The sequence below is a fragment of the Chryseobacterium sp. genome, assembly GCF_008831505.1.
GTDB lineage: Bacteria > Bacteroidota > Bacteroidia > Flavobacteriales > Weeksellaceae > Marnyiella.
Genome location: NZ_CP044507.1, coordinates 1,944,895 through 1,959,552 on the forward strand (window position 1 = coordinate 1,944,895; position 14,658 = coordinate 1,959,552).

Annotated in this window: 14 protein-coding genes; 5 read left to right on the forward strand and 9 right to left on the reverse strand. The window is 43.8% G+C overall.

All coding sequences use genetic code 11. The features are described from left to right. Positions 1-300: 300 nt before the first annotated feature. The 5 genes from F7R58_RS09100 to F7R58_RS09120 all read left to right on the forward strand — a co-directional run bounded on the left by F7R58_RS09100 (position 301) and on the right by F7R58_RS09120 (position 4,965). Positions 301-1,860: a ribonuclease E/G gene (locus F7R58_RS09100; protein ID WP_158064618.1), complete on the forward strand. Its 1,560-nt coding sequence runs from the start codon at positions 301-303 to the stop codon at positions 1,858-1,860. Between the two features lie 669 nt (positions 1,861-2,529). Continuing rightward, positions 2,530-3,159 (forward strand): NUDIX hydrolase, encoded by a 630-nt coding sequence (locus F7R58_RS09105; protein WP_158064619.1) that lies wholly within the window; start codon positions 2,530-2,532, stop codon positions 3,157-3,159. Between the two features lie 24 nt (positions 3,160-3,183). Next, a complete protein-coding gene (locus F7R58_RS09110) occupies positions 3,184-3,996 on the forward strand; it encodes a lysophospholipid acyltransferase family protein (protein ID WP_158064620.1) in 813 nt (270 codons plus the stop codon). Beyond that, positions 3,993-4,445, forward strand: a complete 453-nt coding sequence (locus F7R58_RS09115; protein WP_158064621.1) for a hypothetical protein — start codon at positions 3,993-3,995, stop codon at positions 4,443-4,445. The genes F7R58_RS09110 and F7R58_RS09115 overlap by 4 nt, the downstream gene beginning before the upstream one ends. Further along, positions 4,426-4,965, forward strand: a complete 540-nt coding sequence (locus F7R58_RS09120; RefSeq protein WP_158064622.1) for a hypothetical protein — start codon at positions 4,426-4,428, stop codon at positions 4,963-4,965. Before F7R58_RS09115 ends, F7R58_RS09120 begins: the two co-directional genes overlap by 20 nt. A gap of 71 nt (positions 4,966-5,036) precedes the next feature. Here F7R58_RS09120 and F7R58_RS09125 read toward each other — a convergent pair whose 3' ends face one another. The 9 genes from F7R58_RS09125 to F7R58_RS09165 all read right to left on the reverse strand — a co-directional run bounded on the left by F7R58_RS09125 (position 5,037) and on the right by F7R58_RS09165 (position 14,561). Next, the gene (locus F7R58_RS09125) at positions 5,037-5,414 is read right to left on the reverse strand and encodes a septal ring lytic transglycosylase RlpA family protein (protein ID WP_158064623.1); all 378 of its coding nucleotides are present in this window, start codon (positions 5,412-5,414) and stop codon (positions 5,037-5,039) included. A gap of 1,484 nt (positions 5,415-6,898) precedes the next feature. Then, positions 6,899-8,203, reverse strand: a complete 1,305-nt coding sequence (gene rimO, locus F7R58_RS09130) for a 30S ribosomal protein S12 methylthiotransferase RimO (RefSeq protein ID WP_158064624.1) — start codon at positions 8,201-8,203, stop codon at positions 6,899-6,901. Positions 8,204-8,325: 122 nt separating this feature from the next. Beyond that, positions 8,326-8,871 (reverse strand): dTDP-4-dehydrorhamnose 3,5-epimerase, encoded by a 546-nt coding sequence (rfbC, locus tag F7R58_RS09135; RefSeq protein ID WP_158064625.1) that lies wholly within the window; start codon positions 8,869-8,871, stop codon positions 8,326-8,328. Then, on the reverse strand, positions 8,868-9,842 hold the full coding sequence (locus tag F7R58_RS09140) for an MraY family glycosyltransferase (RefSeq protein WP_158064626.1): 975 nt from the start codon (positions 9,840-9,842) through the stop codon (positions 8,868-8,870). Before F7R58_RS09140 ends, rfbC begins: the two co-directional genes overlap by 4 nt. Further along, positions 9,843-10,742, reverse strand: a complete 900-nt coding sequence (locus F7R58_RS09145) for an NAD-dependent epimerase/dehydratase family protein (protein WP_158064627.1) — start codon at positions 10,740-10,742, stop codon at positions 9,843-9,845. It abuts the gene before it with no gap. Then, positions 10,739-11,953, reverse strand: coding sequence for a glycosyltransferase family 4 protein (locus F7R58_RS09150; RefSeq protein WP_158064628.1), 1,215 nt, complete (start codon positions 11,951-11,953; stop codon positions 10,739-10,741). The genes F7R58_RS09145 and F7R58_RS09150 overlap by 4 nt, the downstream gene beginning before the upstream one ends. A gap of 127 nt (positions 11,954-12,080) precedes the next feature. Further along, entirely contained in the window at positions 12,081-12,845 is a 765-nt protein-coding gene (locus F7R58_RS09155; RefSeq protein WP_158064629.1) for an AglZ/HisF2 family acetamidino modification protein, read from the reverse strand. Beyond that, positions 12,832-13,461 carry an imidazole glycerol phosphate synthase subunit HisH gene (hisH, locus tag F7R58_RS09160; RefSeq protein ID WP_158064630.1) on the reverse strand — a complete coding sequence of 210 codons (630 nt, stop codon included), beginning with the start codon at positions 13,459-13,461 and terminating at the stop codon, positions 12,832-12,834. Before hisH ends, F7R58_RS09155 begins: the two co-directional genes overlap by 14 nt. Then, complete coding sequence (locus tag F7R58_RS09165; protein ID WP_229723801.1) at positions 13,458-14,561, reverse strand: N-acetyl sugar amidotransferase; 1,104 nt, start codon at positions 14,559-14,561, stop codon at positions 13,458-13,460. Before F7R58_RS09165 ends, hisH begins: the two co-directional genes overlap by 4 nt. Positions 14,562-14,658: the final 97 nt, after the last annotated feature.

Consider the following 14,658-nt stretch of genomic DNA (forward strand, 5'->3'; position numbering starts at 1 on the left):
TTTAAAATTTATTCAATATGCCAAGCGGAAAAAAAAGAAAAAGACACAAGGTAGCCACACACAAAAGAAAGAAAAGAAGAAGAGCTAACAGACACAAGAAGAAGAAATAAGCTTTTCTGCTAAAAAATATAGGATATAGTTGGTGTTTTTATTTTTATAAACGTTCACCAGCTATATTTTTGTTTTACTACCCTTTTCCCTAACTGCCCGTACGAACTTTTCGCTCACAATCCGTATATATACGTATTACCGGGTATGGTAAAACGGTTTTTTGTTTAACGAAATACAAGTAGCTATGAAATGAAGAAAGAACTGATAATATCACATGAAGGCGGGCGCTCTAAAATAGCCCTGCTGGAAGATGGGCGTCTGTTTGAACTCCACGAAGAGGAGGACAAAAGCGACTTTGTGGTAGGCGATCTTTTTATTGGCAAGGTGAAGAAACTGGCTCCCAACCTCAATGCAGCCTTCGTAAGCATCGGTTATGAAAAAGATGCTTTTCTGCATTATCAGGACCTGGGTCCCCAGTACCTGACCTACAAAAAGTTCCTGAAAGACACCCTTGCACGTAAGCAGCAGGATTCCTCGCTCAAGAATTTCGAGATTCAGCCGGAGATCAATAAAAATGGTGTTGTAGATAAAGTTCTGAGCAAGGACGACAGTGTCATCCTGCAGATTACCAAAGAACCTATCTCTACCAAGGGACCGCGAATTTCCACCCAGATTTCCCTCACAGGCCGTTTCCTGGTCCTGATCCCTTTTGACAAAAGTGTTTCCATTTCCAAAAAAATTGAAAGTGCCGAAGAGCGCGACCGCCTCCGGACACTTATTGAAAGTATTAAACCGGAAGGTTTTGGTGTCATTATACGCACCGTAGCCGAAGGAAAGAAAGTGGCCGAACTCCACAACGATATGAACCAGCTGGTTCAGAAATGGGAAAACACATTCCGGAACATCCAGAAGAATAAGGTACCGAGCAAGATTCTGAGCGAAGAGGGAAAAGCCGCGGCCATCCTCCGGGACAATTTCAACTCTGATTTTGTGTCCATCATCTGCGATGACGAGGAAATGGTTACCGAAATGAAAGCCTACCTGGAAGTAATTGCTCCCGAAAGGAAGAACATTGTACAGTTTTACGACAAACCCACTCCACTGATGGAATATTATAACGTGGAGAAGCAACTGAAGCAAAGCTTTGGTAAACACGTAAACATTCCTTCGTCCAAAGGGGCTTACCTCGTTATTGAACATACCGAAGCTCTGCATGTTATTGATGTAAACTCCGGGAATAACATCAGCTCCGGGGCGGCAGGCAACCGCGAACACGCGCTGCATGTAAACCGGTTGGCAGCTACGGAGATAGCCCGCCAACTCCGCCTGCGCGACATGGGTGGAATAATTGTGGTGGATTTCATCGATATGGTGAATGCCGACCACCGCCGCGAACTTTTTGAGCATCTGAAAAATGAAATGAGCCGCGATAAAGCCAGGCACAAAATACTGCCGCCCAGCAAATTTGGCCTTATACAGATGACAAGGCAGAGAACCCGGCCCGAAAACCAGATCGAGACCAAGGAGGAGAATCCAAATGCCGCCGGCGAAATTCTGGCACCCATAGTGGTGGTGGAACGTATGGAGGAGATGATTCGGACACTGATGCAAACCGAAAAAGGAAAGATTTTCCTGCATGTGCATCCGTTTGTAGAGGCCTACCTTACCAAAGGCCTGATGAGCATACAAACCAAATGGTACCTGAAATACAAAAAATGGGTAACCATTATTCCGCGTGATTCATTCAAATACCTGGAATACAAACTGATCAATGCAAACAAGGAAGAGCTCATGAGCTACTCCAACTGATACAGTAAAACAAAATTGATCATTTTCACAACTTAGTCTCCCGTACGCGCGGGAGATTTTTTATTTGGAATTACAGAGTTAGAAAGTTAGAGGGTTAGAAAGTTGGGGGTACCAACGACCGGGCCCATCTTTTCTCTTTGTTCTTTCTTCTTTTTTGTCTTCCAAATTGAAGTCTGAAATCTGAAATCTTTACTCCTGGCTCCTGGTTCGTGCTCAGGAACCACAGAGAGCACAGAGACGGTTCAGAGAGCACGGAGCTGAAATTAATTGTGAATCTTAAATGTTGAATTTTGGATTCTGGATTTTAGATTATTTTGACTGGTCTTTTTAAAACCTTCTAAACTCCGATCTCTCAACCTCAACCTCAACCTCAACCTCAACCTTAACCTTAATTTTGCCTATCAGCTATCGGCAATAAGCTATAAGCACGCTTCACGCTATTTTTGTCTCAATCCCTGTACTGGACCCTCCAACCTTGCTGCCTCCTACCCTTTTAACCTCAAACTTAACCTTAACCTCAAACTTAATCTAAACCTTAACCTAATCCTGGCTCTAACCTTTTAACTTTCTAACCCTTTAACCTTCCTGCAACAGTCTGAAATCTGATGTCTGACATCTAACCTCTGCATCTGCATCCTAAATCACTGTCAATTTCTTAAATTTGTAAACATGGGAATATATGCAAGAGACCTCGTACTGAAAATTCAGCAGGCCGAACTGGAAGGCGAGAACGCACATGCGGTGTACTCGCCGCCCTACAGACCTTTATTTTCCTACGAAGAAATAATGAACCGGGCACCAAAATTTGCGGCAGTGAATATTGTGCTGTACCTGAAAGATAACGAGTGGTTTTTTCCGCTTATCGTACGAAGTAAAAACGAACGCGACCGGCACAGTGGCCAGATATCACTGCCCGGCGGCAAAAAAGAAGAGTCCGACCGTGATTTTGAACATACCGCCAGACGGGAGACCTCAGAAGAAATGGGTATAGAGCAGCATTATCTGCGAACCATCCGGGAACTTTCACCAATCTATATCCCACCCAGCAACTTCTATGTGCGCCCGTTTATCTCTTACACCCGTAAAAATCCCACCTTCGTACTTCAGGAAACTGAAGCAGTGGAACTGATTGAATTTCCGGTGTCATCATTACTGAGCCTCAGTGAGCAGCCGGCCATGGCGGTTTTGCCAGGCTCAAATGGTGTGGAAGTTCCTGTAATTTCTTTTAATGGCTACATGATTTGGGGCGCCACCTCTATGATCCTGAGCGAATTCAGCACATTGCTGAAAAAGTTGTAAATTCGCAGATTATGTTTAGTGATAATGGCGAAGAAAAATATTTTCACTGATGCCTTTGGCAATCTGTATATTATTAAAAGACTGATCGTCTTTATCGTAGGAATGATTTCCTACCGCCGTTTCAACGGTTTCAACAAATTAAAAATCACCGGCACAGAGCATCTGGCCACACTTCCGGACAGCAATGTGCTTTTTGTTTCCAACCATCAGACTTATTTTGCCGATGTCGCAGCCATGTACCATGTATTCTGCGCGGTAAACAACGGGTTTCACAACACCATTAAAAATCCGGTTTATCTGCTTAACCCCAAGGTGGATTTCTACTACGTTGCGGCCGAAGAAACAATGAAATCGGGAATTCTGGCCCGGATTTTCCGCATGGCAGGTGCCATCACCGTGAAGAGGACCTGGCGTGCCGAAGGACGCAACGTAAACCGCCATGTGGACCTGAAGGAAGTGGACAATATCATGAAGGCACTGGATAACGGTTGGGTAATCACCTTTCCGCAGGGTACGACCTCAGCATTCGCGCAGGGCCGTCGGGGAACAGCCAAACTGGTAAAAAATCAGAGGCCAATTGTTATCCCTATTAAAATAAATGGTTTCAGAAGAGCGTTTGACAAAAAAGGACTCCGTATTAAAGTGACGGGTGTAAAACCTACACTCGAATTTAAGCCACCGTTGGAAATAGATTATGACAACGATAATGCACAGCGAATCCTGGAAAAGATAATGACCGCTATTGAGCAGACCGAGGAGTTCAACCTGCTGCATCAGTATGAAGAGGAGCTGAAGGCACGAAAAAAGTCCGGTAACGAAATAAATCAACCGCAATGAATAAACTCAGACAGCTAATTCCAATTCTTGTACTGCTGCTTGTTACTTCATGTAACGCCCATAAAAAATATTCCGATTTTGATTACAGTTATTCGCGCAGCGGTGGCTTTGCTCCCATATATGAGAATTTCCTGATCAAAGGTACCGACGCCCATTACTCCTTTGAAGGTCAGGGCAGGAAGGTCAGAAAAGATTATAAACTGTCCGCTGCTGAAATACAGGTTTTGGAAGATGCCCTGGCGGCCAGTAATTTCCGGATGATTCAGGAAGACCGTAAAAAACTGTATGACAACATCACTACCTCCATCGTGGTGAAAAAAGGTGCCAATGCGGCCAGTAAATCCGATGCAAGTTTCATTATGCCGGCCGACCAGCACAGGTGGAACCAGGTAGTGAAGGCTTTTGAAGCGCTTATTGCGTCTAAAACCAATGGAACTGTTGCCAGGTAACATGTGGGAAGATTACAAAGACAAAACCCGGATTCTGATACTTGGAAAAGGCGCAGGCACGCTTTACACCTATATCCTCAATTTTCTAGGCCGAGAGATGGACCTGATAACACCCGAATCAGCACCAACATCCTCAAACGATTTTGCCCTTTTGATATCCGACGACCCGGAGTCCGCTTCGGGCTACAGTCCGAATATAGTACTGCAAACCTTACCCCAGCCCGTAAATACGGTGTTGGACCACCTGGTAGCCGGTGGCATCTATATCTTTCCGGAAGCCGTTGAAACGCCGGACAAAACGGAAGCGCCGGCCGTTTACTGCCGCCAGATACCATATCCTGCAAGTTCCTATACCTTAGCCCAAGGATCCGCGGTAGTAACTACAGACCTTGGACCGCTGCCGGTTGCGGTAAGTGACCCTTCGGTACTTGACCATCTGGAAGGAGTCCGCATACTTTGTCAGCACACCGGAATAATGGAAGAAGCCTTTTACGAAGCTCTGATGAACTACAGGTCATAATTAAGGCGACAGATTAATGAAATAAAAAAGCCAACCCGGAAGGGTTGGCTTCTTACGTGATCTTCAATTATTTAATCAAGTATTTCGTATTCTATAGGCATCGTACCGCGGTTCAGGTCTCCGATTTCATCAAATGCAGCTTTGGAAAGATCCAGGGCGCGTGAAGCTGTAAAAGGGCCTCTGTCATTAATTACTACAACTACGCTTTGATCTGTGCGCAAATTGGTAACTTTTACTTTAGTTCCGAAAGGAAGCGTGCGGTGCGCCGCTGTCATTTTTGAATTGTTGAACTTCTCACCGCTGGCGGTTTTCCGTCCGTTGAACTTGTCGTGGTAGTACGACGCATAACTTGTTTTCACCTCATCGTTATCATTGGTATCATTCTTGAAAGAATAAAGGCCAAGAGCTGAAATCATCATTATGATTACGAGAACTAATCTTTTCATCATTTTGAGGGTTTTATTGGTTTTGATGGGGCAAAGGTAAACCGAAACTGAAACCTGCAAGAACAGCAGTGTTAAACTGTAATAATACTATCTTAAAATTTTGTTAATAAACCCTGCCAGCTCCTATCTGTAGGGATTTCACAGCGGTTGTTAAAAAGTGTTAAAAAGAGGTCTGAAATGTTAATACTTTTAACTCTGCTGCTTAAATTTTGCCCCTACGTTTCAGCACAGTCCACTGATTACCAATTTTTTACATAGTAAATTGCACAAGTGTTCTTTAGGCTTAAACGCAGTCTAACCTTCTAACACTCTACCTTTTAAACTATATTGCAGCAGTCTCAAATCTGAAATCTTGGCTCTTGGCTCTTGGCTGTTGGCTCTCTTAACCACAGAGACACAGGGAATGCACAGAGGGCACGGGGATCATGGATTAGGGTTGTTGAATGTCGAATGTTGAATTTTTAATCTTGAATTTTGGATTCGGGATTATTTTCATTGGCCTCTTCATTACCTTCTACCTTTTCAACCTATTGAAGCAGTCTCAAATCTGATGTCTGAATTCTTACATCGTTGCTCCTGGCTCTTACCAAACCACAAAGCACACAAAAAGAATCATCAACGTACACAAAGCATAAGTTAAAATCTATACTCAAAATCCTGGCTCTTGATTTTTGCCTCTTGCTTCCCGAACCACACAGACACAGTGAAAGTTCTGAGAGCACGGAGGTACATTCGTAATTTTGTTAAACTGTCAGATTATTACAAAGTCTGAAATCTGAGGTCTGAAATCTGAAATCTGAAATCTTGGCTCTTGGCTCTTGGCTGTTTGGATCTCTTAACCACAGAGACACAGTGAAAGTTCTGAGAGCACGGGGTACATTCGTAATTTTGTTAAACTGTCAGATTATTACAAAGTCTGAAATCTGAGGTCTGAAATCTGAAATCTCAGTTCCTGGCTCTTACCAAACCACAAAGCACACAAAGCCTTCTCAAAGAACACAAAGAGAAAACCACAGAATACACAGTGGCTTTTAACAGGGCACGGAACTAATAAATTGTGAGTGCTGTATGTGATTTCTGGATTCAGGATTCAGAATTCAGGGTTCAGAAATATTTGAATAGCCTCTTCCTTACCTTATAACCTCTTACCCCCTCAACTTAACCCCAACCTAATCTGGGCTACTGGCTATTGGCTATTGGCAATTGGCTATAAGCTATAAGTTATTAACTATAAGTTTCCCGTTATTTCTGCCTGTACTGCATCCTCGACCTTCTAATCCCCAAACCTTTTAACCTCTTAACCTTAACCTTAATCTCAACTTCAACATTGGCTCTAATCAATTGTCTGAAATCTAATGTCTGAAATCTGAAATCTCAGTTCCTGGCTCCAGAACTAAAAACCGTTAAGCCGTAAATTTGTTAAACTGTTAGATTGCTAAATTGATAAATTCTGGCTTCTGATATCTGATATCTCGTATTTGGCCCTCCTAAACCAGCTTGCCGTACAGGTCGAATTCTTCAGCAGAGGTAATCAGAACATCTGCAAACTCACCTATGGAGATATAAACCTCATCCGTAGCTTCCACCAGTACGGTATTATCCACATCGGGCGAGTCAAATTCAGTGCGGCCTACAAAATAATTCCCTTCTTTCCTGTCGAAGATGCAGCGGTACACCTTGCCGATGCGTTCCTGGTTCTTTTCCCATGAAATCTGGGACTGGAGTTCCATGATTTCCTCTACACGGGATTCTTTTACCTCCTGCGGCACATCATCTTCCAGTGCATAAGCCGTAGTATTCTCTTCATGGGAATAGGTAAAGCAGCCCAGGCGGTCAAAACGCTGCGTGCGCACCCATTCCTTCAGTTCCTGAAAACGTTCCTCAGTTTCGCCGGGGAAACCTACGATCAAAGTGGTGCGAATGGCCATATCCGGCACCATCAGTCTGAATTTATCCAGCAGTGCATTGGTTTTCTCATGAGAGGTCCCGCGCTTCATGGCCTTAAGGATATCTGAGTTGATGTGCTGAAGCGGTATGTCTATATAATTACATACTTTAGGTTCATTTTTTATGATCTCCAATACATCTTCCGGAAAACCGGTTGGGAAAGCATAGTGCAGACGTATCCATTCAATACCTTCAACAGTTACAAGCCTGAGCAGTAAATCACCAAGCGCCCGCTTCTTATAAATATCCAGACCATAATAAGTGAGGTCCTGCGCAATCAGGATCAGTTCCTTCACTCCTTTTTTTGCCAGTTTTTCTGCCTCAATTACGAGATTTTCAATAGGTGTGGAAACGTTCTTACCCCTCATGAGCGGGATGGCACAGAAGGAGCAGGGCCTGTCGCAACCTTCAGCGATCTTCAGGTAGGCATAATGCCTGGGAGTGGTAGTCAGCCGCTCACCCACCAACTCCTGGCGGTAATCTGCGCCCAGGTGCTTTAGCAGCAGCGGTAAATCACGGGTGCCAAAATACTGGTCCACATCCGGAATCTCACGGATGAGATCCGGCTTATATCTTTCGGAAAGGCAGCCGGTAACAAAAACCTGTTCCACCTCTCCCCTTTTCTTAGCCTCTACAAAATCCAGGATGGTGTTTATGGATTCTTCCTTGGCATTGTCTATAAATCCGCAGGTGTTGATCACTACCACATCGCCGCGGTCTTCATGCACCACTTCCTTACCGCTGGCTTCCAGCTGGCCCATAAGCACTTCGGAGTCATACACGTTTTTGGAGCATCCAAGAGTAACGATATTGATTTTTTTTCTGCCTGTTGATTTTGTACGCATTGATTTCTGTTAAAATCCGGATATTCCGGGGTTAGAACCCAAGATCAGGAAAGTCTGAATACGGGCGTGCAAATTTAGCAATAAAAAAAAGAATCAGGTTGCTGATTCTTAGTGAGATGAATTTAAAAATTTCTTTCCGCGAAACGGGGCATTATACGGTCTTTATCCGACAGTACAACATCTTCGGCCGGCAGTTTCCAGTCTATGCCCAGGTCTTCATCATTCCACAGCACACCTCCTTCGGACGCTTTATCATAGAAGTTATCACATTTATAAGCAAAGACTGCCGTTTCAGACAGCACCGAAAACCCATGGCCAAAGCCGCGCGGAACGTAAAACTGCCTTTTATTTTCGCCCGTAAGCTCTACACCGTACCACTGACCAAAAGTGGCTGAACCCAGTCTCAGGTCTACCGCAACATCCCAAACACGGCCTTCCAGACATGATACAAGCTTAGCCTGGGCATGGTCTCCTTTCTGCAGATGCAGTCCGCGAAGTACACCGTAGGAAGATTTTGAAATATTGTCCTGCACGAAATGACCGTTCATGCCGGTAAGTTCTTCAAACCTTCTTTCGTTGAATTTCTCATAAAAATAGCCTCGTTCATCCTCAAATATAGTAGGTTCCAGGATATAGCAGTCTTTTAATGGCGTGGGATACATTTTCATGAGGCCTGTGATATTTGTTTCTTTACTTGCTTCTTAATGAACAGGTAAGCAAATGAACTGATCAGCAATACGACCGGAATAAGGATGGCATCCGATACATCAGTAAAAATAACCAGCGCATTGATGAGAATCTGGACAAGTGCGTAGGCGGAACTTACCGAAATATGCGAAAATCCTTTTTCATTGGCAAAAAGCTGATAAAGGTGCCTCCGGTGTGCCTTAAATATATTTTCGCCAAGTCGGAGTCTTTCTACAATGGTAAAAACACTGTCGGTACCGTAAACGCTAAGCAGCAGTATCCATTTCAGTTCCCCCGTGGCAATAATTAGCTGTCCTGTAATGGCCGCAATCCAGAATGCGACGCCCATACTGCCTACATCACCCATAAAGCAGACTGCCCTTTTTCGGAAATTAAAGAAAAGGAAGACCAAACTGGCCAAAGCAGGATAAAGGATGAAACCGCTATCCGTAAATGATAGCGATTGATTGACAATATAAAGACTGATAAGGGTCACCAGACTGTACAGTCCGGACATTCCGTTAATGCCGTCCATAAAATTAAAGGCATTAAGAACTCCTATGGTTAGGATTACCGCTATGGGGATTAAATAGACAGAAGTCGTATTTGCAGCTTCCACAAAATAGAAAAGAAAGAGTACGGCCATAAACTGGAAGATCAGTCTTACCTTGGAGCTGAGACCGCGCAGGTCATCCACAAAACTTACCGCACATAAAATGAACAGGCCTGAGCCAAAAAGCAGGTAATCTTCGGTCGCGCCTCCGGAAAACAGCTGCCCATACAAAACATACAGCAGGAAAACAAAAGGATATACCACGCCGCCTCCACGTATCGTAACCTCGCTGTGCGCACTGCGCCTGTTCGGTTTGTCAACGATATGATAATGATTGGCAATCCGAAAATATACAAGGCTGAACAGCAGTACTGCAGCCGCGATGATGATATACTCCATCTATTTATTAAAACTTTTCAGGGTCTTCAGCAGACCTTCTTCGGCCGTAACAGGCAGATTCGCTATACCCAGTACCTGCTTAATTCTGGCATTGCTTACTACATAACTTTCAGTCAGTTTTTTCAGTCGTTCCGTGTTTAGCGGCAGGGGCAGGATGTCTCCGCTTTGGGCTGCGAAAGATATTAATTTCTGCGGGATATTCCAAAGCTTCACCTTCTTTCCTGTAGCCGCGCCAATGAGCTGCACCAATTGGTTGGTAGGAATGGGCTGGTCATCAGCAAAATGATAAATCCCTGAAGGCAATTCTTTATGAATCATTTGCCATACAAGAAAATGAAGATTGTCAATACTTAAAAAACTGCGGCTGTTCTCATATGCTGCCAGTGGCCACGGCATATTGCGTGAAACCATTTTATAAAGCAGGTTAAGATTCCCTTTGTTACCGGGGCCGTGTATCATACAGGGGCGGATAATGAACAGCCGTTTGCCGGGAGGCAGTGGCTGCGAAAGCAAGTACTCCTCCGCCAGGCGCTTGGATTTTCCGTAGGCCGTTTGCGGATCGGGACTGTGTTCTTCCTCCAGGATACCTGTAACGGTGTCGGCAACAGCCTTTACACTGCTGAAATAGAAGAAGTCCCGGATTCCGGACCTCTGAAATTCTTTAAAAAGATCTTTGGTGAGTTCCGTATTGACATTATAATATTCCTCATCCGACGCAGCGTTTGCCGTATCATGTGCTTTCCCCGCCAGGTGTATTACGACATCCGAGGATCTGTCCAGTTGGTCGCGCCAGTCCTCACTCCGAAGCGACAGCAAAAGTAAATCGGCATGCTTCTCCTTCAAGAAAACTGATAAATTTGATCCAACAAAGCCGCTGGCGCCGGTGATGCTTATTTTCATACTGCTTTTTTTGAAAGAATGGATTCCAGATTAGTAATACATTGCTGAAGCCGGAAATTCCGCAAATAAAAATTTCTGCCATTCGTTCCCAGAGCCTCCAGTTCTGATGATGGCATAGCTGATAGCTGTAGTATGGTCTGCGCTAGTGTCCTGAAATCGCCGGCAGGTACTGTATAACCACACTTTGATTCCTGCACCAGTTCAGCGCCCTCACCGTTAATCATAGCCACAATTGGTTTTGCAGCGCTCATATAAGCCTGAACTTTAGCAGGCACGGTAAGATTAAATATGGGGTCATCTTTTAAACTGACCAGCATTACATCAGCTTCCCTGAAAAAAGCGGCCATGGCTTCCAGTGGATATCTGCCTAATGTAAAAACTGTCCCGTGCAGTTTATGGCTATCAATAAAATCCCTCACATAATGCATTTTTCGGCCGTCACCTACGATAATCCACTTAATATTATCATATCCCTTGATTTCCTGGGCTGCCTTCAGTATATTTTCCAAATCCTGGGCTTCACCTACATTACCTGCGAACATGACCTTAAAGCCTTCGGGGAGAGTGGGAATTAGAAACTCTGCACTGCATTCAGCCACAGCATCCTCGGCCCAGTTAGGGAAATATTCAATCTTTGAGTCAAAGTTTCCCTTCTCTAAGATGGATTTTCTAAAACCTTTAGATGAAATAAGAATCTTTTCGGCATTGTTATAAAAGCTGACGACCATTTTTCTGAAAACATCAAGAACAAATCTGCTCCTGATCCCGCCGGCGGTTTGTAAACTTTCCGGCCACAGATCCAGAACCCAAAAATATACAGGAGTTCCCCGAAGTTTATTCAATAACAGGGCAGGATAATATTGGGTGACAGGTGAAGGTTCATGAACAATTACGGCATCGTATCTTTTGGAAAAACTAAGAAAAAATGCCTTAACAGACGCAAAAAAAGCAAAACTGAAATAATTAAGGAAAAGTCTTGTCCCCCCACCTTTCCCTCTTGGCAACAGCAGACTTCTAATTACCTTCACTCCATTTACAGTTTGCCTCCTGTTTTTAAAAACACCATAACCTTCGTAGATTTCACCCTCAGGATAATTAGGTAACCCTGTAAGCACAGTGACCTCATGTCCTCTTCTCTGCAGTTCGAAAGCAAGGTCATTGCTTTTAAAGTTTTCCGGGTAAAAATATTGGGTTACGATTAAAATTTTCATGGTTTCTATTATGGTGCAGATTTAGAAAAAATGAAAAGTCATTTAATCAAATCCTGAAAATTAATTCATTTATTGTAAACACAGTTTATTTTGGATTACTGGAACCGAAATAGACCGTATATCATTTTTATTGACCGCAGACAATCCTTTTCTGCTGAACTGACGGGTAATTAATAAGAACGGCCTTATGAGGACCTTTAAAAACAAATAAACTTCCGGCGGCTACACCAATCACTTTATGACTGTCAATAACTTCTTTAATATGCTCCAGTGATCCCGCGCCTCCCAAAACCGTGATTGGAATACTTAATTTATCGGCAACACCTGCAATAAGTTCAAGATCAAACCCATTCATTAGACCATCCCTGTCTATTGAGTTGATGATAACCTCTCCAGCGCCGTAACTTTCGGCTATTTCGGCAAATTCAAGGGGACTGACACCTGTTCCGTTCGTACCGTTATGGGTAAAGACCTCATAGCCCATTGAAGCTGTTTTTTTAACATCCATGACCACGACCGTACTTTGTGAGCCGGACCGCTTTGAAATTTCAGTAATAACCGCGGGATTCTGCAGCGCCGCATTTCCAAGCGAAACCTTTTCCACGCCCAGATTCAATACCCGCTCCGCCTGATCTGCATTGCTGATACCCCCACCATAGCAGAGTGGCATCATTGACTGCCCAGCGAGTTTTTCTATTAAATGATAATTGGGCCCCGTTCTTTTCACCGTCGCATCAATATCAAAAACAGCAATTTCGTCCACTTCCTTCTCGCTAAAAATGCGCACGGCATTAATGGGATCACCCACATAAGTAGGATCCTGAAAATTAACAGTTTTCACCAGACCGTTTTTATGAAGCAGCAAACAGGGAATGATTCTAGGTCTGAGCATCTTTTAGTTTTGAAAAATTATATAGCAAAGCCGCTCCGCTGTGGTGGCTCTTCTCTGGGTGAAACAGGATTCCGTATATATTTTCGCGGTGTGTAGCGCAGGTAAAGGTACTCCCATAACTGGACGTCGCAAGAATATGGGAAGTGTCACCACAAACAAAATGATAGGAATGGAGAAAATAAAAAAGAGCATCATTCTCAATCCCTTCGAATAGTGGATGCTCCCGTGTCGGAAACACATCATTCCAGCCCATGTGCGGGAGTTTGGTCCTATGGGAAATCAATGATTCATCAAGCCTTTTTACCCTGCCATTGATCCATCCTAAACCCTCCACAGTACCCTCGTCGCTGGTATTGGCCATCATCTGCATACCGACACATATACCGATCACAGGTATTTTCTGCACCATCACCATATCGTCCAGCAGATTGCGCATCCCGGATTTATTAAGTTCTGTAATTGCATGATCAAAATGCCCTACACCCGGCAGCAGAAGTTTGCGGGCACCCCGGAGCTCCGAAGCATTCCTTGCTATTGTAACAGGCACATCCAACCGTCTGTACATGTTCACAAACGCATTTATGTTACCTACACCATAATCAATAATCGTAATCATCTGAATAACCGCTTTTCCAGGCCCAGTTTCTGCATCATAACGGCACCAAAATTAATAATCTTAATCTTATTTCTGTAATCGTGAAAAGTTTTGTTCTCACCATTAAATATCTCCCTCAGTTCTTCTGTGGTTAGGTCCAGTTTACATGCCACATACTCAAACTCGTGATTTAAACGGCTGGCGCTTAACTCAGTTGTGGATATACGGCTTAAGGCAGCCTCACGCGTCATTTGTCCGGTGAGAATAAGGCTCGAAAAGTGGGCCCGCCTCTTATGGAAACCAAATTTGGCCGGAAGCCAAAAATCTTCGTAAAACCTGGTAAAACGGGATTCATGGTGCTTATGGCGAAATGGCTCCCAGTTAAATTTCTCACTTAATAATTTTTCCGCATCTTTTTTAAGGTAAGGAATCATATCCAGAGGTTTCACCACCTTCATACCCAGGATATAACGGTAATATAGTTTGTACTGTAAAATATCAATCAATGGAAAGGTCTTTAGCGGATGTTTTCCGAACTTTGAGTGAATATCGCGCACAAGTACTGTGTCTATGCCGGGAAACCCGCCCCACTCCAGCGGCTCCCTGCAGCATTCGGTTGAATAATTACTTCCGGTAATAATATATTTAACCTTGTTTTTTCGGGCATATTGATAAAGAGCTGAAAAAAATGCATAATCCTGAGGGAGGTCCTGATCTGCAATCTGCGATTTCAGGAACGCGACCTGCAAATCCTTCATCTCTTCCCAGTCAATAACCTCGGTATACAGATCCAAATTAAGACCGTTACAGATTTTTTCAATATTAGACACTGCCCTATCGGTATTCCAGCCTGCATCTACATGAAAAAGAAGAGGTCGCAGCCCCATTATTTCCTTAGCTACATATGCCGCATAGGAACTGTCCAGCCCACCGCTAACACCTATGATACAGTCAAAATCTTTCCCTTTGCCGGCTTCCCGGATTCTGGCCGCATACCTCATGAGGGTTGCATTTCCTTTTTCACCCGTATCCCAGTTAGGAACGATTACTTTATGGAAATTATGATAATAGTCTGATATTCCGTTTTCATCAAAAACAATATTTGGATCGGACGTATCCATAATGGTTTTTGTGCATATCTGATATTTTCTGTTGGATTCCATTACCTTTTCTTTCCCTCGCCCTTTCATTTTGAGGATGATATAGCTGCCCTTTTAA

Coding starts and splice junctions, on each gene's coding strand:
- F7R58_RS09100 (WP_158064618.1), top strand. CDS start 301: ATGAAGAAAGAACTGATAATATCACATGAAGGCGGGCGCTCTAAAATA.
- F7R58_RS09105 (WP_158064619.1), top strand. CDS start 2,530: ATGGGAATATATGCAAGAGACCTCGTACTGAAAATTCAGCAGGCCGAA.
- F7R58_RS09110 (WP_158064620.1), top strand. CDS start 3,184: ATGGCGAAGAAAAATATTTTCACTGATGCCTTTGGCAATCTGTATATT.
- F7R58_RS09115 (WP_158064621.1), top strand. CDS start 3,993: ATGAATAAACTCAGACAGCTAATTCCAATTCTTGTACTGCTGCTTGTT.
- F7R58_RS09120 (WP_158064622.1), top strand. CDS start 4,426: ATGGAACTGTTGCCAGGTAACATGTGGGAAGATTACAAAGACAAAACC.
- F7R58_RS09125 (WP_158064623.1), bottom strand. CDS start 5,414: ATGATGAAAAGATTAGTTCTCGTAATCATAATGATGATTTCAGCTCTT.
- rimO (WP_158064624.1), bottom strand. CDS start 8,203: ATGCGTACAAAATCAACAGGCAGAAAAAAAATCAATATCGTTACTCTT.
- rfbC (WP_158064625.1), bottom strand. CDS start 8,871: ATGAAAATGTATCCCACGCCATTAAAAGACTGCTATATCCTGGAACCT.
- F7R58_RS09140 (WP_158064626.1), bottom strand. CDS start 9,842: ATGGAGTATATCATCATCGCGGCTGCAGTACTGCTGTTCAGCCTTGTA.
- F7R58_RS09145 (WP_158064627.1), bottom strand. CDS start 10,742: ATGAAAATAAGCATCACCGGCGCCAGCGGCTTTGTTGGATCAAATTTA.
- F7R58_RS09150 (WP_158064628.1), bottom strand. CDS start 11,953: ATGAAAATTTTAATCGTAACCCAATATTTTTACCCGGAAAACTTTAAA.
- F7R58_RS09155 (WP_158064629.1), bottom strand. CDS start 12,845: ATGCTCAGACCTAGAATCATTCCCTGTTTGCTGCTTCATAAAAACGGT.
- hisH (WP_158064630.1), bottom strand. CDS start 13,461: ATGATTACGATTATTGATTATGGTGTAGGTAACATAAATGCGTTTGTG.
- F7R58_RS09165 (WP_229723801.1), bottom strand. CDS start 14,561: ATGGATACGTCCGATCCAAATATTGTTTTTGATGAAAACGGAATATCA.